The organism is Lederbergia sp. NSJ-179, assembly GCF_022867885.1.
Lineage (GTDB): Bacteria > Bacillota > Bacilli > Bacillales > Bacillaceae_C > Lederbergia.
In genome coordinates this window covers 44,674-63,702 of the sequence record NZ_JALIFP010000015.1, presented here as the reverse complement: position 1 = coordinate 63,702, position 19,029 = coordinate 44,674, and the positions used below count along the sequence as shown (strand labels likewise).

General features: G+C 35.4%; 20 protein-coding genes. All 20 read left to right on the top strand.

The features are described from left to right. The first annotated feature begins 711 nt into the window (after positions 1 to 711). The 20 genes from MUB24_RS12715 to MUB24_RS12620 all read left to right on the top strand — a co-directional run bounded on the left by MUB24_RS12715 (position 712) and on the right by MUB24_RS12620 (position 18,944). Positions 712 to 1,272 carry a polyprenyl synthetase family protein gene (locus MUB24_RS12715; RefSeq protein ID WP_244704603.1) on the top strand — a complete coding sequence of 187 codons (561 nt, stop codon included), beginning with the start codon at positions 712 to 714 and terminating at the stop codon, positions 1,270 to 1,272. Positions 1,273 to 1,413: 141 nt separating this feature from the next. Continuing rightward, positions 1,414 to 1,623, top strand: a complete 210-nt coding sequence (locus tag MUB24_RS12710; protein ID WP_244704601.1) for a hypothetical protein — start codon at positions 1,414 to 1,416, stop codon at positions 1,621 to 1,623. Positions 1,624 to 1,649: 26 nt separating this feature from the next. Beyond that, positions 1,650 to 1,811 carry a competence pheromone ComX gene (comX, locus tag MUB24_RS12705; protein ID WP_244704599.1) on the top strand — a complete coding sequence of 54 codons (162 nt, stop codon included), beginning with the start codon at positions 1,650 to 1,652 and terminating at the stop codon, positions 1,809 to 1,811. Between the two features lie 86 nt (positions 1,812 to 1,897). Next, positions 1,898 to 4,231 (top strand): sensor histidine kinase, encoded by a 2,334-nt coding sequence (locus MUB24_RS12700; RefSeq protein WP_244704597.1) that lies wholly within the window; start codon positions 1,898 to 1,900, stop codon positions 4,229 to 4,231. Further along, positions 4,206 to 4,868: a response regulator transcription factor gene (locus tag MUB24_RS12695; RefSeq protein ID WP_244704594.1), complete on the top strand. Its 663-nt coding sequence runs from the start codon at positions 4,206 to 4,208 to the stop codon at positions 4,866 to 4,868. Before MUB24_RS12700 ends, MUB24_RS12695 begins: the two co-directional genes overlap by 26 nt. Before the next feature lie 363 nt (positions 4,869 to 5,231). Then, positions 5,232 to 5,615 (top strand): hypothetical protein, encoded by a 384-nt coding sequence (locus tag MUB24_RS12690; protein WP_244704593.1) that lies wholly within the window; start codon positions 5,232 to 5,234, stop codon positions 5,613 to 5,615. A 76-nt stretch (positions 5,616 to 5,691) separates the two neighbouring features. Next, on the top strand, positions 5,692 to 6,519 hold the full coding sequence (locus MUB24_RS12685; RefSeq protein ID WP_244704591.1) for a hypothetical protein: 828 nt from the start codon (positions 5,692 to 5,694) through the stop codon (positions 6,517 to 6,519). 15 nt (positions 6,520 to 6,534) lie between these two features. After that, positions 6,535 to 7,380, top strand: a complete 846-nt coding sequence (locus MUB24_RS12680) for an ABC transporter ATP-binding protein (RefSeq protein WP_244704589.1) — start codon at positions 6,535 to 6,537, stop codon at positions 7,378 to 7,380. A 2-nt stretch (positions 7,381 to 7,382) separates the two neighbouring features. Further along, a complete protein-coding gene (locus tag MUB24_RS12675; RefSeq protein WP_244704588.1) occupies positions 7,383 to 8,216 on the top strand; it encodes an ABC transporter permease in 834 nt (277 codons plus the stop codon). Continuing rightward, entirely contained in the window at positions 8,213 to 9,019 is an 807-nt protein-coding gene (locus MUB24_RS12670) for a hypothetical protein (RefSeq protein ID WP_244704586.1), read from the top strand. Before MUB24_RS12675 ends, MUB24_RS12670 begins: the two co-directional genes overlap by 4 nt. Positions 9,020 to 9,528: 509 nt before the next feature. Further along, positions 9,529 to 10,413 carry an ABC transporter ATP-binding protein gene (locus MUB24_RS12665; RefSeq protein ID WP_244704583.1) on the top strand — a complete coding sequence of 295 codons (885 nt, stop codon included), beginning with the start codon at positions 9,529 to 9,531 and terminating at the stop codon, positions 10,411 to 10,413. Then, positions 10,413 to 11,201, top strand: a complete 789-nt coding sequence (locus MUB24_RS12660) for a hypothetical protein (protein WP_244704581.1) — start codon at positions 10,413 to 10,415, stop codon at positions 11,199 to 11,201. The genes MUB24_RS12665 and MUB24_RS12660 overlap by 1 nt, the downstream gene beginning before the upstream one ends. Positions 11,202 to 11,211: 10 nt before the next feature. After that, positions 11,212 to 11,640 carry a hypothetical protein gene (locus MUB24_RS12655; protein WP_244704579.1) on the top strand — a complete coding sequence of 143 codons (429 nt, stop codon included), beginning with the start codon at positions 11,212 to 11,214 and terminating at the stop codon, positions 11,638 to 11,640. After that, positions 11,633 to 12,391 (top strand): hypothetical protein, encoded by a 759-nt coding sequence (locus tag MUB24_RS12650; protein ID WP_244704577.1) that lies wholly within the window; start codon positions 11,633 to 11,635, stop codon positions 12,389 to 12,391. The genes MUB24_RS12655 and MUB24_RS12650 overlap by 8 nt, the downstream gene beginning before the upstream one ends. Positions 12,392 to 12,777: 386 nt before the next feature. Further along, positions 12,778 to 12,933: a hypothetical protein gene (locus MUB24_RS12645; RefSeq protein WP_165589567.1), complete on the top strand. Its 156-nt coding sequence runs from the start codon at positions 12,778 to 12,780 to the stop codon at positions 12,931 to 12,933. A 152-nt stretch (positions 12,934 to 13,085) separates the two neighbouring features. Further along, entirely contained in the window at positions 13,086 to 13,838 is a 753-nt protein-coding gene (locus MUB24_RS12640) for a (S)-benzoin forming benzil reductase (protein WP_244704575.1), read from the top strand. A 102-nt stretch (positions 13,839 to 13,940) separates the two neighbouring features. Further along, the gene (locus tag MUB24_RS12635; RefSeq protein WP_244704573.1) at positions 13,941 to 14,867 is read left to right on the top strand and encodes an AEC family transporter; all 927 of its coding nucleotides are present in this window, start codon (positions 13,941 to 13,943) and stop codon (positions 14,865 to 14,867) included. Between the two features lie 22 nt (positions 14,868 to 14,889). Further along, on the top strand, positions 14,890 to 15,534 hold the full coding sequence (locus MUB24_RS12630; protein ID WP_244704572.1) for a hypothetical protein: 645 nt from the start codon (positions 14,890 to 14,892) through the stop codon (positions 15,532 to 15,534). Between the two features lie 26 nt (positions 15,535 to 15,560). Then, the gene (locus MUB24_RS12625) at positions 15,561 to 16,616 is read left to right on the top strand and encodes a M42 family metallopeptidase (protein WP_244704570.1); all 1,056 of its coding nucleotides are present in this window, start codon (positions 15,561 to 15,563) and stop codon (positions 16,614 to 16,616) included. Between the two features lie 744 nt (positions 16,617 to 17,360). Next, positions 17,361 to 18,944 (top strand): peptide chain release factor 3, encoded by a 1,584-nt coding sequence (locus MUB24_RS12620; RefSeq protein ID WP_244704568.1) that lies wholly within the window; start codon positions 17,361 to 17,363, stop codon positions 18,942 to 18,944. Positions 18,945 to 19,029 lie beyond the last annotated feature (85 nt).

The following is a 19,029-nucleotide window of genomic DNA, read 5'->3' as shown; positions in this document are numbered from 1 at the left end:
TACCAGTCTCCCTTTATACATTCAAGACAGATGAAGAAAAATATCGAAAAATATATTGCTGAAAGCCGCAATCAAAATTGCAGGATGGTTGTGAAAATATAAAAAATGGCGCTTAACCCTAGTTTTGCAGCTCATTCAATTAAAATATTAACCCGGACTCATTGGTTTTATTAATGAATTCGGGTATTTTATTTTAATTCCTTGTCATATCTTCTAACACTTCTAATCTACTTCCTGCTAGTTATAATCCAACAGGAGTGGGTATCGTCTTTCTTTGTGATTATGATTTTGGCTAAGCAATTGTTAATAGTGCTGCTGAAGTGGAGTCTGTAAAGTGGATGGCAGCTCAACAAGTATATGAACACCCGACAGTTCCCAACTATTTAAAAAAGAACTTTAGTTGTGCTGAGGATAGAAAGTAATAAAATCTTCCGTTTAATGTTAATCTGGAAAAAGAAAAGAGCAGTTGGCCTTGTAAACTAAATTCAATCAATTCAAGGCAATCTAGTAAAAAGCTTTTAGTGGTAAGAGGTGGTAAGATTATGCCTTGTTGCAAAAGAAATATACTATTTTATTAACTTTTGAAATAACGAAAAGGACTTTGCGGAAATCCGCTAACAACATTACGGTGATACCGCAACAATTTATGATAACATGGATAAAAGTATAGCTAAGGAGATTGACTTATAGAATTCAGGAGGAAAGCAACTGATGGCCATAGCATCCGAAAGAATCAAAAAATCAGTTGATACTATTATCAGTGATGGGATAAAACAAAGCGAATTGAAAGAAAAGCTTTTAGCATTTGTTGATTTTCAAGCGAAAAAAGGCTTTCCTTTTGGAGAATTGCTTATGTTGCATTACAAAATATTTAACGGATCCGAAACGGAAGATATTTATTTGGCCGCAGCCGCGGTAGAAATTTTAATATTATCTTTTGATATATTAGATGATTTTGAGGATGGCGATATAATGGAAAGACCGTGGTCAGCCGAATCTCATTTATCATTAAATGCTACGACAGCACTCCTTTTTTTATCAACAGATGTGTTGAGGAAAACACTTTTTAAGAACAAGGATAGAGGCGTTTCTATTCTAATAAAATATGCTCTTCAATCGATCAACGGACAGCATAAAGATCTCTTAAATATTTGTAGAAATGAAGCCGATTACATAGAGATGACGATAGAGAAGTCAGGCTCGTTAACTGTTCTTTCATGTCTAATAGGCGCGGTTCTAGCGACAAATGACTGTTCAGCTCAAGTGGAATAATATTCTACCTATATCGGTTTGATTGGGCAAATAAATAATGATTTAGCAGATATACAATCATGGGAGGAAAAAAATGATATAATCAATAAAAAATATACTCTTCCTATCATCTTTTTATTGAATAACCTAGATGAAGAAATCATGTTTATTAATGAATATTATAACAACAAGATCGAGAAAAATGTGATCTTAAAGAACCAAGGGCTGATTTCGAAAAAGTTTGTTGAGACAGGAGCAATACTATATACTAAAGTCATTAAGAGGTTCTACCAAAACAAAGTGTTAGCTGAACTAAAGGGGATTCATATTGAACCATGTTATATGGATCAATTATTAAAATATATTAAATAAATAGTATATTAAGAGGGAAAAGAAAAATGCAGAATATGATTCAGTTTTTAAGTCATAATTCCGAGGTTCTAAACAAGGTGAAAGAGGGGACAGCGAGTTTACTTGGAATTAACCCAGAAGAGAAAAAAGCCATTTTGGATGTGTTTTTTGATGGGGGAACGACTCCTGAAGATTATTATTGGAAATAAACACTGTTAACCATCTTTTAGCTAGTGATTGCTTTCGGAGTATTGTACAATCGGGATGATCATCCCGGTTTTTTAAAGGAGTTAAAATGGAAAAGTTTAGTAAAACAAATGTGATTGGCTTACTTCCGATTTTAATCATAATAGGGTTAGCCGCTTACTTTACATCCATTGTCGTGAAATTTCCATTAATTGGAATGAAAGTAACGGAAGAGCAAAACCAATGGATTGTAAAAAAAGTATACGATAAGGGTTGGGCTGCCAATCACCCGATTGAAAAAGGCGATATCGTAAAGCTTGTCAACGGAAAAAAAACAGAACAGCATTTAACCGTTATTCTGTTTAACCGGGTAGAAATGGCAGACTCTATAACAATTTTAGATAAAAACTCAAATACTAACTCTTTTTCGATTTCTTATAGTGATTTGGACACGCAGTATGTCATCTATTTGCTATCACCATTTCTACTTACTATGACAACATTAGTATTAAGTGTTTTCCTTTATCAGAAGAAAAAGGGTGACAAGTCTGCTATAATCCTTATCTACTTTTTAATGGCAATCGGCGTTAGTTATTTAAGTGCGTCTGCTTCTGCTCGAGGGGATGTAGTTGGAAGAGTAGTAAATACGATTACGTTCCCAGGCTCTGTCATTCTCTTTGTACATTTTATAAGAAGTTATCTATGGAGATCGGGTTTAATATTTATAAAAAGTAGATCACTGATCGTATTGTATTTACTTAATGTGATTGTTTTATTAATTATGGCCAGCAATCTTTTATTTTATAAATGGGACTTCCATAGTGAAATCATTGAGATCATCATCTTCTTATTATTAATAAGTTATTTGCTTTTTCTTTTAATTCGAGTTTATTTAAAATATAACAACTCTGAGGTAAAAAGCGTTTTAAAAATTCTTTTATTCACAATATTTTTAGCTTTCAGTCCTTTTATCTTTTTATCTGTGCTTCCAGATCTTTTTTTTCGCAAAGAAATAATTTCAACGGAAATCACTGCTCTATTTTTAATTTTTATTCCTATCTCATTTGCTTATTTGCAGCTGGCTGAAAGGTTATTTGATATTGAATTTGTATTGAACCGTTTACAGTATTATACTTTACTTGCACTTCCCTTTGCGGTTATAAATGTTCTAATCTTAAGTATTGGCATTCACTTTCCAGTTGTTTCTCATCAGGCATTTATCACTTTTTTGCTTTTATTTATTTGTGCAATATTGTTTTTATTTGCGAAGGAATCTTTAGATTACAAATTTAGGTATCATTTATTCTCACCTAAATATAATTTTGAAACCAGCCTATACGCTTTTTTTCAAAGAGCAAAGTACGAGTCCAAAGTCTCTAGTTTGCTTAGACTACTTGAGAATGAGATTAAACATGTGTTAATGGTAAAACAAGTTGTTGCAGTTGAGCTATTTACTGAAAATAATGGGAACAACTGGAAAGTTAAAAATGGTAATCCTTCTGTTGGTTGTAGTTTTCTAGAAAAAATTGATTGGTCACATCAACGAATAGGTTCTTTGCTTGAGGGAAAGGATGGATTTGGAATCGTCGTAGAGGAAAGTAGTGAACATAAAACACTAATCCTCTCTACTATGAAAAAGTCAAAAACAAAACTAAATATCCAAGAAAAAATATGGTTGGAGACTTTGGCCTATTTTTCAAGTGTTTTGCTTGAAAACTTTCTAGTAATTGAAGAACTCTTTGAGGAAATTGAAAATTATAAAGATGATAAAAAATTCCCAACTTGGTTTTCAAGATTAATGTTTTCTATTTCGGAAAAAGAAAGGGCTACTTTATCCATTGACTTACATGATTCCGTACTTCAAGATCAATTACAATTTCTTAGAGATATTGAAACGATAAGCGGAAAAATTGTAAATAGCCCAGTTAAAAAAGACTTATTTTATCTCAAGGAAAAAGTACTGGATAATATCCATCTAATAAGAGAAACGTGTAATGAACTTCGTCCCCCTTTTTTGCATGAATTAGGGATTGTACAGTCTGTTCAAAACTTAATTGAGCAAACAAAACTACGTTGTGATTTTATTTTAGATACTGATCTGGATCCGCAGATCAAATGGCTTGACCAAAACTCTGAATTAGCTTTATATCGTGTTGTTCAGGAACTATTAAACAATGCAATGAAACATTCCGAAGCCTCAAAAGTAGTCATATCCCTACAACATCACAAAGAAAGTATATCATTAATATACTCGGATGATGGGATCGGGTTGGATGTAGAGAAACTTAATGACTCGTTTAAAACAATGGGGATTATCGGGATGAAAGAACGAATAAAAAGTTTAGGAGGAACAATGACCATTCAATCCACGTTGGGAAAAGGAACGAAAATATCGATTGAAATCGGGAGAGAGCAAAATGATACATGTGTTAATAGTCGATGATCATCCTGTCGTTAGTGAAGGAACGGAAAGCATGATTGAACAAGAGGAAGATATGCAGGCGCATATTATTTTAGAAGCGGATAAGGTTTTAGACCTACTAACTGAAAACAAATATGAAATTTATCTTATCGACTTATACATGCCAAAGTTAAACGGGATTGAATTAACCAAACTAATTTTAAAAGTGGATCCTGAGGCTATTATTCTGATATATACTGGATTTGATATATTGCCACATTATAATTTATTAATAGAGGCAGGTGTATCAGGATTTATTAGCAAAACTGCCACACAAGAACAAGTGATCAGCTCAATCAGATGCGCATTAAGAGAAGAAGTCGTGATTCCGCTTCAATTATTAAAGCAACTCAGGAGAGTTAATGCTGGACCGTCAACTGATGAGGGAAAACAGAATTTAGGGGATATTACCCTAACAAGTAAAGAACAAGAAATACTACTTGGCGTATCAAAAGGTTTAACAAATAAAGCGTTGGCGGTAGAGTTATACATGAGCCAACGTACGATTGAATATCACTTAACAAAAATTTTTTCAAAACTTAAGGTAGGTTCTAGGACCGAAGCCCTCTTAAAAGCAAAAGAATTTGGATTGATATCTCAGGAAATAGTTAATAATTAATAGCTACTCTTCTTAGTGATTGTAGAAGAAATTGATATATTTCGAAGAAGCAGTTTATCGTTATTATTTTAAAAATATCAGATACAAAAAGGTCGATTGCGGTACAACGCAACTGGATTAGCGGTGAAAGTAGGGAGAAAGTATGTAAGAATTATAGTTAAGATTCATTTAAGAGGGTGTTCCTAGTCATAAGAAGGGAGGGACATGTTTAAAAGAAGGAAATATTTTTATATTACCTTTTAGAGGTAATATGTAATCGCTAAAAACTAAGAGAAGATGGAACCGCTAGTTTATGTAGCAAATCCAAAGGAATACACCTTTTAAAAGTAAATGAATCTTGAGAAAATATGAGGGGAGAGTATAATGCAAAAGAGTAGGCTGCAGAAAAAATCTTTGACACTTTTTGCTTTGGTATCGTTCGTTACTATCATGTTATCTAGTCAAGTTTTAGCAACTTGGTATACTAGCACAATTACATTACCTCGTAACGGTTGGTGGTACACTGTTGATAGACCTGCTACATCAAATGTACAAAAAACCAAAGTAACGAATCCCACATACGATGTTGTTTCGAATATTGTCAGTTTGAAAAATGTACAATTATCTACAAATAAAACACATAAAAAAAATCAGAACTCTATACAAAATCATAATACTGGTGCTAGAGGGGCAAATGTAAAAGCGGCTTTTCGATCATCTCTTGTTAATCAACATACAAACAAAGTAAACCTAGGTTGGGAGCCTTAATTAACCGCGAAAAAGCATTCGAGGGTGTTTGAATGCTTTTTCGTTTCCTTGATAAATTACAATAAGGAGAATGCATATGGTTTATACTTTAATCCAAGAAGATTTAAAGAGATTGTTCGTGAAGAAGTTTACATGGATGGCGATTATACTCTATTTGCTTATCGCTGTGGCAAATCTAATGTTTATTCGTAGCGAAGAGCCCGTTGGTAACCCTGATTTTACACCTACTCCGGCATTTGAATATTTTGTCATGATCCAAGGTGGAGGGTCTGGTGTTTTAATGATTTTTTTGCCTTTGCTGGTCACATTAGCCACGGGAGACTTCTTTATCAAAGAGAGACGCTCTAGTCTATTATCGTATAGTTTAATGAGGGCGAGCATGCGGCAATATATTTGCTGTAAACTCGCATCAATTGGCGTCATCAGTTTTTTATTCCTATTTTTGTGTCAACTCCTTTTGTTTATTGGTTTGCTAACGGTTTTTCCATTAACGAAACCTAGTGTAGATAATGTTTTTTATGCAACCGATTTATTTTTACATAGTCCATGGATGTATTGCATACTCATTATCTTTAACAGTGCCCTCATGGCTTTTTTCTATAGCTGTTTAACGATTATTGTAGGGATTGTTTTTCGGAACTTCTATGTTTCTATCATGCTTCCGTATGTTTCTTTCATCGGATTATCAGAAGTTTTTATGTCACTCCCGCTTTTGATTGACGGTCAACTGGGAGGACTGTTCTATGATCTCGCGCCAATGTCTATGGCTGGAGAGTACATCACAAACACATTCTATTGGGCTGTTATCCCTCTATATTGGATTGTTCTAGGAGGTCTAAGCTTTCTATTAGCGATCTGGTTGTTTGAATGGAAATTTCAAAGGGAAAAGCTTTTGTTACTGTAAAAGGAGAAGATATGAATGGCAGCAGAGAAAAGAATTGTCTTTCACCAGGTTGATAAACGTATAGGCGAACAATCGATTTTAAAAGACGTTACATTTGACGTGCGAGTTGGAGAAGTGGTGGGGATTATTGGCGCGAATGGCTCTGGAAAAACAACGATCCTTCGACTAGCTGCAGGGTTAAGTTATCCATCAGCAGGAGACATTATTATAAACGAAAAACGTGTCCAACCAGGATTAGTAGGGAATTTACCAGGCGGGATAGGGGTGCTTATTGAATCCCCGACATTTTTAGACAATTTAACTGGTTTTGATAATCTTTATTATTTGTCAAAAATTAGAAAACAAATTAATAAAGATGATATTTATCAAACACTCAAACAAGTCGGACTTGATCCAAATAATAAAAAGAAGGTGAAGGCATACTCATTAGGAATGAAGCAACGTTTGGGAATAGCTCAGGCAATTATGGAGAGACCGGACATTATTTTATTTGATGAGCCGACAAATGCGCTAGATCGGGAGGGAATATCATTATTCGGAAACATCATTGACGAGTGTAAAAAAAGAGGAACAAGCTTTTTATTTGTCTCTCATAGTATGGAGGATATTCAAAATTATTGTGATCGTGTTTTTAAGATTGAAAATCAGACCGTTGTCTCACAAGAAAACATTCGTTATTACGCAGTGATGCTAAAAAAATTAGAAGATGTAGAGACAGTGTTACGAATGAAGGCTGACGCCCGTATCGGTGAAAGACTGGATGGAAATCCGGTTATTCGCATCCCTTTTGAAGCAGAAAAAAAGATACATTTGTTTTTTGATGATTTGCAAATGGACTATCGTATATTAAAGGATGAATGATTGTGTTGTTTCTATTTGAAGTCACAAAATATTTAAATAACCATTGGAAACGACTTTCCGTTATCACAGGCATACTTATACTTACAGCCATTTTTAGTAAGAAAAATGTATATGTTCTTTTAGAACTATATGATTTAGTCCCAGAGGGAGCTATTCTAACTGTACAGGATTATTTAGTTGGTCTTTTTAATTCCGCACAATTTGTGATGTTTTTTATATTTCCTGTTTTGTTTGCGGTGTTAATCGCTGATTTAATCACGGTAGATTTTGATGATGGATTTATTCATATGATTCTTGCAAGGGCGGAAAGTAGGTTTCATTATATTATAACAAAATGCGGTGTTATTTTGATGATGGCGGTCCTCTTTACATGCTTAGTTATTGCTACTGCGCTCTTGGTAGCGACTGTTTTTCGTATCCCTTTTTCAGGGGATCGATATCACTATCTTTTTTTAGCAGACCACAATGCCAGTTCTCTCTTTATATATTTCATTATTTTAAGTTCGTTTATACTTGGCCTAACCTTTATTGGAATGTTGACCTTAGTTCTCTCCGTTTATACGAGAGGTGCTGGGGTTGCGGTAGGTGTGATGATCCTATTAGGATTTATTCACAACGTTTTTTATGTAATCGATAGTCCTTTTTTACTTTGGCTACCCTTTACACAGTATGTTGTAGGAATACATGAAGCTTATGCTCCATTTGGAATTCCGGTTTCTTATTTTACCAGCGCATTCTCTAGTCTATATTTGCTAATTGGGATCATTTTCACCTTTGGACTATTGATGGGAAAAATGCGTTCATGCGATATAAACAGAGTGAGGTCTAGTGAATGAAAGCACTCATCCATTTACAATTTAGGTCCGTATTTACGAAACAAACGTGTTTAGTAACGCTGCTTTTTTTCATTCTTTTTGCTTTTTTGCAGGGATTCCGATTGCGGCAATATTTCCTTGTCTACGAATTAGCAGGAAACGTATTAGACTTTCTATTGTTTACGGTTGGGGGTTGGCAAAATCCGACGGTATTTATGTTTATCTTATCATGGATACTTCTCATGTTTGTTTTTCTTTATTTCTCCCTTCTGTCCGCAACCTGCGTCGATCAGTTATTTAACTACGTGTTGACCCGGTTGCAAAAACGCGGGAATGTGTGGATTGCCAACTGTGTTATGCAATGTATCTTAAGTGTCCTGTTTTTCCTATTATTTGCTTTGCTCCATCTATTGATCGGTTGGATGTTATTTGAGAACAACTGGAGCTTTAGTGAATATAGTTTGGAGTTTTATCCAGAATGGGTGAATCCTTCTCTATCTATACAAACCATTTTATACCGGATTAGTCTCATATTTATTAGCGGATTATATGCGCTATTTATGATGTTCCAAATGATTTTACTTTTACCATTTAACAAAACCTATATGTACCTCAGTTTTGTTCTACTTTTAATGGGCACAAGTGTGGCATATGTATATGCGCGTATACCGAGAATTTTTGTCCCATTCTTTTATTCTAGTACAATATCTTTACAAGCAGACCAAGCAGCTTTTATCTCGGCCTTTATAAGCAATATTTTTATTCTCATTTTTTGTGGGTTGATGGGATACTTCCTGTGGAGGAAACGGGAGATACGGAATTAAGGAATAGAATATTTCAAGGGTTATATTGTTGAAGGCTAATGCAAAGTAGAGAATTTTAACTAAGATCAGATATAAACATGACAACCATAAAAACAGATATTCAAATAAACGGGAAGCTCTTTTACTGCTAATATTATATGATATGGCGATGAAAACGAGAGATCAACCATTGAAATACGATACAAGCGGTAAAAAAGTAACAAGTTTTAATAAGGTATCTCCAAAACATAGCACTGGTCTTCTACTTGGACATTCAGTAATACACAAACATATTGGACTTCTAAGAAAAATACGAAGCAGGCTCAGGCTTATTCACAAGCAAAATTTGTTTTAGGTGTTGCAACGGATAAATTTTCGATTGGAGTTCAAAGTACAACAGAAGGTATTACATCAACTGGAAAACCTTAGACTGAATTGAAACAAACAATATATATTATTAAGCTGCCATACTTATTAATATAGATTGTTTTACACTTATTTATAGAATAAAGATACTAGGGTGAGACGTTATGTCAGAACAAATTATAAAAGTGGAACGTTTAGAAAAAAAGTATAAAAAAAGAATAGCATTAAATGATATTAATATAGAAGTTAAAAAAGGAAAAGTTGTCGGCTTGTTAGGTAAAAATGGAGCAGGCAAAACAACCCTTAATCGTTTAATCGCGGGACTTATCTTTCCTACATCAGGTAATATAAAAGTATTCGGTGAAAATCCAAAAGGTGGTCAAAGAAAAATAGGTTTTTTATCGGAGAATATTTCGTTATATCCTAACTTAACTGCAAGAGAAAATTTAGAAGTAGTCATTTTGCAAGAAGGAAAAACCCCTGACAGAGAGAAAATACAAAAGATTTTAGAAACAGTGGCGATAGAAGATAGTAGGAAAAAGGTAAAGGATTTTTCCCTCGGAATGAAGCGCAGATTGCAAATTGCAATGACGATGCTAGCAAACAATCGTGAACTCCTTATACTTGATGAACCAACAAATGGTCTAGACCTAGATGGCGTTTTATGGCTAAAAAATATGATTTTGCAATTAAAAAATGAAGGAAAAACAATTTTACTTTCAAGTCACTCTATTTTACAAATGGAAGATATATTAACAGATTATCTAATTTTGAACAAAGGTAAAATTGCTGATTATGGAAATATATCTAGAATAATTGAGGAAGTTTTACATACTAAATTAAATTATGAGGACATAGAGAAGGCGAAATCTTTATTAACTACAAATAATGTAGAATTTAGACAGATTGACAATGAAATGATCATTACATTGGATGAAGAGTACTCACATTACTTACAGATTCTAAATAACTGTGGCATATATCCTATTTCTTACGATGTCAAGAAAAAATCTCTTGTAGATAGATTTCATAAATACACAGGGCGGTGATGGATATATTTAAGCAAATTCGAGGGGAGTATTTAAAGCTTAAAAGATTACCAGATTTAATACTAATTTTGTCTTTGTTTTTCGCCTTTTTAATACTCATGTTTTTCCAAAAAGGTATAAATGGTTCATCAGGTTTTTACACTCCTGAGTTATTGTCTGTGCAGTATTTAATCTCATTTAATTTACTCTTATTATCATTAGTTGGATTTATACCTAGTGCAGTTATCGGGGCCTATATTTCTGGTGTGGATTATAAAAATAATACAAACGTATACATGATTACAAATTATGGACGAATTCAATCGATTATGATCAAGTTAATCGCTTTATGCACTTTTTTACTAATATTTGTCAGTTTTGTTGTATTCCTAAGTGCTGTAGAAGCTTTGGCCATTAATGGTCAAAACTCTCTACTTTTTAAATGGAAAATGATCATTCCGCAGTTCTTTTCAAGCTACATGATCTTATTAGTAACGGCTAGTATAGGTTTTATGGGAGCAACACTAATGAAAAAAGTTTATGGCGGTATTGTCATTGCAATCATTTTACCTTTATTACTTGAGCAACTAACTACTATTGTATCAATACTTAACAATATAACCCTAAGCCAATGGACATCTTCGCTTATTGCCCATTCATTCCAAAATATTGAAAACGATCCACAAGTTCAATTTAGTCAGGTAACAACACAATCATTTACAAGTATCGTATTTACAATATTTGCGTTCCTGTTAATTATGTACTTTTTAACACTCTTAATTACTATAAAAAGAGACTTCAAGTCTTAGGAGATTCTATATGAAAAAAATAATAATAGTAATATGTTCAATTTTAATTGTTGTTTTTATTGCACTTAATCTTATTCCAAACACTAATAATGCTACAAATACAGATGGCTTAGAAATTAATACATCGTATCTAGATGATTCAACTAAATTTGTAAGTGACATGGAATTTAAGGGGAATTTACAAAATAAAAAAAGATTAAATATAAAAACAATTTTACAGCCAAATAATACAATCACGATAGAAAACACATATTCAGAAAGCGGAATGGACGTAATTATAACGGATAAAAGTGGAGAGAAGGTACTCTCAGAAGCTGTTAAAGGGTGTAAAGAGCTATCATTCGAATCTCAACCTGGAGAAGGCACTGTCGAATTGCTATTAAATATTGGGAAACACGAAACCAACATCAAAATTAATGAAGGCGTTCAAAATGATTAAATGGATAAAGGGAGAAACATTAAAGGTAAATGGTAATATCTCCCTTAGGATTAGTTTATTGCTACCTTTTTTGTTTATGATATTTATTACATTTGATCCATTTCCATATATGGAACTTCAAATTCCAAGTTATTTTAGTTCAACTTTCTTACTGTCATTAACAATTTTTGGAATTATACCCTGTATTGTTTTGGGAGCTTTACTAGCGTATGGGGAGGTAGATTCAAATACTCTTCATTTGCTGATTAACTCTGTTGGTAGAATCCGTTTATTTTATTATAAAACGATATTCATTTTTTTAGCTTCATTTTTATTAATATTGGTAACGACATTGTTTGGTATTGCAGTCCATTTATTTGTCGGGGCCCCTGGACAAATATTCAATATGGAGACACTGGGACAAATATTTATAGTGAGCATTATTTGTTTTTGTTGGGGAGAACTCGCTTTTATTTTTTCTCTCATTACGAAAAATCTTATGTACAGTGTAATAATTCTCTTTATGATTAGTTATTTTGAACCAATTCTTTATCCCTATATAAATGAAAATATGTTGAAATATTTAATGGTTTTTAACCAAAAGGCAATACTGTCACCTTTCTTCCCAAATTTAATTGAAGGAAGTTACATCATTGTTCCTGATCTAGATTTCCCTAGTATAATGTGGAGTAGTGTTTATTTATTTGTACTAATCGCAGGCATCATTTTATTGGGAGATCAATATATTAGAAAATGTTCAATTATTAGCTAATCTTCGTACGTGGTCGGTGATTATGCGTGTTAAGAAAAATGTCGTATTCTGCATGAAGATGTTGACCGAAAATCAGCACTAAACCATTGACACCTGTTTCAGAAGCATGTCATAATATAATATATTTATTTTTAACCATTATCTAAAACATATTTTCATTTAAGTGAGTGTTCAAAAAGGAGGATAAAAAGGACCCGTCGGCCAAAGGCGCTGACACTAGCACATCCTGTGCGTCGAAAGTTCGAGGCGGCGCAGTTTCGAGTAGCAGAATGTATGCTTTTAAATACATGAGCAGCGGAGAAACAAGCCAACGAAGAAATTCGCTTATGTCTTTTTACCGGACTTTATGAACATCCTCTTTAAAATAAATTGTGGAGGTTCGCATTATGACGACAAGCGCAGATCCGGGAAAATATACAGTAAACTCAACCATCTCGTTGAAAGGCATTGTAAAAGCTATTTTCAAAGATACTGTTCATGTCCAAATAGGCGGAAAGATTATTACCCTACCTCTTTCCAAAATTAATAAAGAGCTAAACTAAATAGGTCATGGTCAGGAGCCCAAGGATTTTGGGTTCTTTTTTTATGTTATGAAAAAATGTTAAAAGTCTTTGGTGGATCTTTGAGGAAATGGTATTCTTAATGGTAATGAAATAGTTTACTATTATTTAATCGTTAACGAGGAGTGATTGGTATGGATGTGTATGTGATTACCGGTGCGTCAAAAGGAATTGGCTTTGCCTTAAGTAAACAATTATTACAGAAAAATCATCGACTGATTTGTGTTGCTCGTACAAAAAATACAGGATTATTACAGATAGCAAAAGAGAGACATTGTCCATTGTTATATATTGAGCAAGATTTAGCCCAAACGGAAAAGCTTCCACAGCTCATGGAACAAATCTTTGCAGCTGTTCCAGAGGAGTTTCAATCAATCACCTTGATTAATAATGCAGGTTTGATTGAACCGATTGGTAAGGTGGAAAATCTGTCGCCTGAAGCGATTGCGACAAATATAGCTGTTAATTTGACCGCTCCAATGGTGCTAACTTCACTATTTATCAAAAGACTAGAAAAGTTTGCTGTGACGAAGAAGATTATCAATCTTTCATCTGGTGCAGGGCGGACCCCCTATAGTGGCTGGAGTAGTTATTGTGCCGGAAAAGCTGGGCTCGATCATTTTACAAGAGTGGTATCAGTAGAGCAAGCGAATGAAAAATATGGGGTGAAGGTGATCTCCATTGCCCCCGGGATTATTGATACTGGCATGCAGGAAAAAATACGATCCAGTAAGAGAGATGAATTTGCATTGGTTGATCAGTTTATCGACTATAAAGAAAAGAACCTGCTGCAGTCGGCCGATCAAACAGCGGAAAGACTAATAAAAGTAATCCAACATCGATCATTTTTTAAGTTGGAGCCTGTTTTGGACATACGGAATCTATAGAGCCAGTAGCTGTGTTGTACTAGTTACTCTTTTTCTAAGAGAAAATAATTAGTATTTGTCGAAATTTATTTCAAGTCATTGTAAAATGGAGGAAGGGTCCCTTTGCTTTCAAATTTGTTGATTATTTTTACAGAAATTATTTTGCCGGTTTTTGTCTTGATCATCATTGGGGTTATTTTGCAAAGAAAATTCAAACTGGATTTGTATACGCTTGCCAAAATTAATATTTATTATTTAAGTCCTGCTCTCATTTTTATAAAGCTATATGAAAGTGTGTTTTCTCCCACGGTTTTTTTCGGTGTTATTTTATTTTGTTTGTTGTTTGTTACAATAATTTATATGTTAAGTTCTTTAGTTGCAAAATTATGGAAGATGGAAAAGTCGAAAAAACTAACATTCACCAATAGTACTGTTTTTTATAATTCAGCAAATTACGGGATTCCAGTAAATGATTTGGTTTTTAAGCATGATCCGTTTGCCATGTCCATTCAAGTTATTGTTGCGGCCTTCCAAAATACCTTGGTATTCTCCTATGGGGTCGTTTCAATGAAATCGATGACGATTGGAAAATGGAGAGCCATTTTAGATTATTTTAAAATGCCTTTGTTTTATGCAATGACGATGGGCATATTGCTGAATATATTACATGTTTCTCTGCCTGACTTTTTATTAACACCGATTACCTATATATCTGATGCTTTGATCGCTATTGCCCTGTTAACATTAGGTGCCCAGATTGCTCATATTCGAATTTCATTTGCTTATATGCCGTTGTATTTAAGTATGGTTTTTCGGTTGTTGATTGGACCGGCTATCGCATTAGCAGGATTGTGGATTGCAGGTATAGACGGAGTGATTGCGCAAGCATTGCTTATTTCTACAGCCATGCCAACATCTGTCAATAGCTCGATTATTGCCCAGGAATATAATAATGAACCTGAATTTGCGGCACAAACTGTTGTTGCGTCAACCTTATTAAGTTCATTTACTTTAACACTGGTGATTTATATTGCCTTAAACGTTTTTTGAAGAGGGAGAGAGAAGGGATTAGATGAAAAGACCACTACGGGAGATTTTATCCGAAATGTCCACGAAGGAAAAAATGAATTACATATGGGAGTATTATAAGTATTTTATTATTGGTTTTATTGTGTTGGTTATTTTTATTGTATATACAGTTTATAGCATCGCGAATAAAAAAGAGGATATCTTAAACATTGTTTTGATCACGGATTATGCGAGCCCGGAGCAAGTTGAACAGGTGAAAGAAAATTTGTATCATAACTTTTTAACAGACGAAGAACGGGATACCTCCAATATTATTATCCAAACACTTAGGCTGAAGAGTGAAGATATGCAAGCAGGAGTGGAAATGCAAAAATTAGCTGCGCAGCTGTCGGCTGGAGATATTGACTTTTTTATTGCGGATCAAGATTTTTTTGAGCAGATGAATCAAGAAGGGCAGTTATTATCCTTCCAAGAGCTTGAAGGAATAGATGATCTTCCGTTTCAAAAAGAGCAATTATTTTATGCGGATGATAATGATCAGAAAGTAACTGGGGTTAACATTTCTTCTAATCCCGTTTTTCAAGACCTTATTCAGAAAGAGGAAGAAAAAATCCTTTTTATTCCAATCAATGTAAAAAATAAAGAGGTCATTTCGCGTTTTGTTCAGTTTTTAATTGAGAATGAATAAGTGATATTATGAAAGGAATGAAGAAAATGAACCTTCAAGCGAATAGTAAGGAAATTTTTTTGCTGATTAAGAATTTAGTGTCGATTCCAAGTCCTTCGGGTCATACGAGGAAAGTGATCGATTATTGTGAACAATATTTGCAAGGTCTTCAGCTTGAAATGAAACGGAATCGAAAAGGCGGACTGCTGATTACCATACCAGGAAAAGTAACCAATCAGCACCGGATGTTAACGGCCCATGTCGATACTTTAGGGGCAATGGTAAAAGAAATTAAACCAAATGGAAGATTGAAATTATCAATGATTGGGGGCTATCGCTGGAACTCGGTTGAAGGGGAATACTGCGAAATTGAAACAGAAACCGGAAAAACGTATACCGGTACGATTTTAATGAAACAAACTTCCGTGCACGTCTATAAAGATGCTGGAGATGCCAAGCGAAATGAAGACAATATCGAGGTTAGAATCGATGAAAGAACGGAATCAGCTGAAGAGACTAGCAAGCTCGGCATCAATGTCGGCGATTTTGTTTCTTTTGACCCACGGGTTCAAGTGACGGAAAGTGGTTATATCAAGTCCCGACACTTAGATGATAAGGCAAGCACCGCGATTTTATTACGTTTGATAAAATGGATCCAAGAGAATGGAGTGGAGCTGCCCTATACGACTCATTTCCTTATTTCTAATAATGAAGAAATTGGCTATGGCGGCAATGCCAGTATTTCACCAGAAACGGTTGAATATTTGGCAGTGGATATGGGGGCATTAGGGGAAGGCCAAGCTTCAGATGAGTATACTGTTTCTATCTGTGCCAAGGATTCTAGCGGTCCTTATCATTATGGTTTGCGAAAGCATCTTGTCCAACTAGCCCGTGAAAACAAGATTGATTATAAAGTGGATATTTATCCTTATTACGGCTCTGATGCCTCCGCCGCCATTCGGTCTGGTTTTGATATTGTTCATGGATTGGTTGGACCAGGAATAGAGGCTTCCCATGCATTCGAGCGAACGCATGAAACCTCGCTAATCAATACGGAAAAGCTCCTTTATGCGTATCTGCTTTCCCCTATTACGACAATATGATAAGGAAATATATTATCGCATTCGCTTCACATTAATCGTACCCGGAACGCTGTAAAAGCGCAAAAGAGTAACAGCGAAGGGCTTGGCCGTGCCCGAAATCGCTGTAAAAGCGGAAAAAGGTAACAGCGAAGGGGTTGGCCGTGCCCGAAATCGCGATAAAAGCGCAAAAGGGTAACAGCGAAGGGCTTGGCCATGCCCGAAATCGCAATAAAAGTGCAAAAGGGTAACGGCGAAGGGGTTGGCCGTACCCGGAACGCTGTAAAAGCGCAAAAGGGTAACAGCGAAGGGATTGGCTGTGCCCGAAATCGCGATAAAAGCGCAAAAGGGTAACAGCGAAGGGGTTGGCCGTGCCCGAAATCGCTGTAAAAGCGGAAAAAGGTAACAGCGAAGGGGTTGGCCGTGCCCGAAATCGCTGTAAAAGCGGAAAAGGGTAACGGCGAAGGGGTTGGCCGTGCCCGAAATCGCGATAAAAGCGCAAAAGGGTAACAGCGAAGGGGTTGGCCGTGCCCGAAATCGCGATAAAAGCGCAAAAGGCTAACGGCGGAGAGGTTGGCCATACCCGGACTCGCTGTCAAAAGCACAAAAAGGTAACAGCGAAGCCCTTGGTCGTGCCCGAAATCACGTCTAAGGCCCAAAATGGAATTTCTAATGATTATTCTGTCGTTAGGAATTCCATTTTTGCATTGAAATTCTATCCCTAAGGGAATATGATAATACAAGACTGAATTTGGAAGGATAATGAGAATGAAGAAACGATCTTTAAAGGAAGAAATAGAATCAAGAAGAACATTTGCCATCATTTCTCACCCGGATGCTGGGAAAACAACGATGACGGAAAAACTTTTATATTTTGGCGGAGCCATCCGTGATGCCGGAACTGTTAAGGGAAAGAAAACGGGAAAATATGCGACGTCAGATTGGATGGCCATTGAAAAACAACGGGGAATTTCTGTCACTTCCTCTGTGATGCAATTTGATTATCATGATGTGCGGATAAATATCCTTGATACACCTGGACACCAGGATTTTAGTGAAGATACGTATCGAACGTTAATGGCGGTTGACAGTGCTGTCATGATCATTGATTCGGCCAAAGGGATTGAAGAACAGACATTGAAATTGTTTAAAGTTTGTCGAATGCGGGGCATCCCGATTTTCACCTTTATTAATAAATTAGATCGTCAAGGTCGGACTCCGCTTGAATTGTTAGCGGAATTAGAGGAAGTATTGGGAATTGAATCCTATCCAATGAATTGGCCGATTGGGATGGGAAAAGAATTTTACGGAATTTATGATCGCTATCACAAACGAGTTGAACAATTTCGGGTAGAAGAGGAAGAGAGATTTCTAAAATTGGATGAATCGGGAGATATTATTGGGGATCATCCAATCAAAGAAACCTCCTTGTATCAGCAAGTATTAGAAGATGTGCTGCTTTTGGATGAAGCGGGAAATGAGTTTTCTACTGAAAAAATTAAAAACGGTACATTAACACCGGTATTTTTCGGAAGTGCCTTAACGAATTTCGGGGTACAAACATTTCTCGAAAGTTATTTAGAATTTGCTCCAGCTCCACAGCCACGCCAAAGTACGGAAGGACTGGTCCCTCCTTCCTCTGATCAGTTTTCTGGGTTTATTTTCAAAATTCAAGCGAATATGAATCCAGCTCATAGAGACCGGATTGCTTTTCTGAGGATTTGTTCCGGACAATTTGAAAGAGGAATGAATGTAACGTTAGCTAGGACCGGAAAACCGATCAAATTATCGCAATCCACCCAGTTCTTAGCAGATGATCGGAGCACGGTCAATACAGCAGTGAGTGGAGATATTATTGGTCTATATGATACGGGAACCTATCAAATTGGCGATACGCTTTTCGAAGGAAAGCAAATGATTCAATATGAAAAATTACCACAATTTACACCAGAGCTTTTCGTTCGAGTCACCCCGAAAAATGTAATGAAACAAAAGAGCTATCATAAGGGGATCGAGCAGCTTGTGCAAGAGGGCGCGATTCAATTATATCGAACATTTCGGACAGATGATTATATCCTTGGGGCTGTTGGTCAGTTGCAGTTTGAGGTATTTGAACATCGGATGAAAAATGAATACAATTCTGATGTAGTCATGGAATCAATGGGTACAAAGATTGCCAGATGGATTGAAAATGACAAAATAGATGAATCTCTCTCAAGCGGAAGGAGTATGCTTGTCAAAGATCGTTATGATCGTCCACTATTTTTATTTGAAAATGAATTTGCCCTTCGTTGGTTCCAAGATAAAAACCCAGATGTGATCTTAAGCAACCCGATGGATGCCCATGAATAATTTTGCCATCCCCCTGCTCATCCTATTAGATGGGCAGAGGGATTTTTTTAAAGAAAATAAACGAACTTCAGTCCCAAAAATGTTA

Coding starts and splice junctions, on each gene's coding strand:
- MUB24_RS12715 (WP_244704603.1), top strand. CDS start 712: ATGGCCATAGCATCCGAAAGAATCAAAAAATCAGTTGATACTATTATC.
- MUB24_RS12710 (WP_244704601.1), top strand. CDS start 1,414: ATGTTTATTAATGAATATTATAACAACAAGATCGAGAAAAATGTGATC.
- comX (WP_244704599.1), top strand. CDS start 1,650: ATGCAGAATATGATTCAGTTTTTAAGTCATAATTCCGAGGTTCTAAAC.
- MUB24_RS12700 (WP_244704597.1), top strand. CDS start 1,898: ATGGAAAAGTTTAGTAAAACAAATGTGATTGGCTTACTTCCGATTTTA.
- MUB24_RS12695 (WP_244704594.1), top strand. CDS start 4,206: ATGATACATGTGTTAATAGTCGATGATCATCCTGTCGTTAGTGAAGGA.
- MUB24_RS12690 (WP_244704593.1), top strand. CDS start 5,232: ATGCAAAAGAGTAGGCTGCAGAAAAAATCTTTGACACTTTTTGCTTTG.
- MUB24_RS12685 (WP_244704591.1), top strand. CDS start 5,692: ATGGTTTATACTTTAATCCAAGAAGATTTAAAGAGATTGTTCGTGAAG.
- MUB24_RS12680 (WP_244704589.1), top strand. CDS start 6,535: ATGGCAGCAGAGAAAAGAATTGTCTTTCACCAGGTTGATAAACGTATA.
- MUB24_RS12670 (WP_244704586.1), top strand. CDS start 8,213: ATGAAAGCACTCATCCATTTACAATTTAGGTCCGTATTTACGAAACAA.
- MUB24_RS12665 (WP_244704583.1), top strand. CDS start 9,529: ATGTCAGAACAAATTATAAAAGTGGAACGTTTAGAAAAAAAGTATAAA.
- MUB24_RS12660 (WP_244704581.1), top strand. CDS start 10,413: ATGGATATATTTAAGCAAATTCGAGGGGAGTATTTAAAGCTTAAAAGA.
- MUB24_RS12655 (WP_244704579.1), top strand. CDS start 11,212: ATGAAAAAAATAATAATAGTAATATGTTCAATTTTAATTGTTGTTTTT.
- MUB24_RS12650 (WP_244704577.1), top strand. CDS start 11,633: ATGATTAAATGGATAAAGGGAGAAACATTAAAGGTAAATGGTAATATC.
- MUB24_RS12645 (WP_165589567.1), top strand. CDS start 12,778: ATGACGACAAGCGCAGATCCGGGAAAATATACAGTAAACTCAACCATC.
- MUB24_RS12640 (WP_244704575.1), top strand. CDS start 13,086: ATGGATGTGTATGTGATTACCGGTGCGTCAAAAGGAATTGGCTTTGCC.
- MUB24_RS12630 (WP_244704572.1), top strand. CDS start 14,890: ATGAAAAGACCACTACGGGAGATTTTATCCGAAATGTCCACGAAGGAA.
- MUB24_RS12625 (WP_244704570.1), top strand. CDS start 15,561: ATGAACCTTCAAGCGAATAGTAAGGAAATTTTTTTGCTGATTAAGAAT.
- MUB24_RS12620 (WP_244704568.1), top strand. CDS start 17,361: ATGAAGAAACGATCTTTAAAGGAAGAAATAGAATCAAGAAGAACATTT.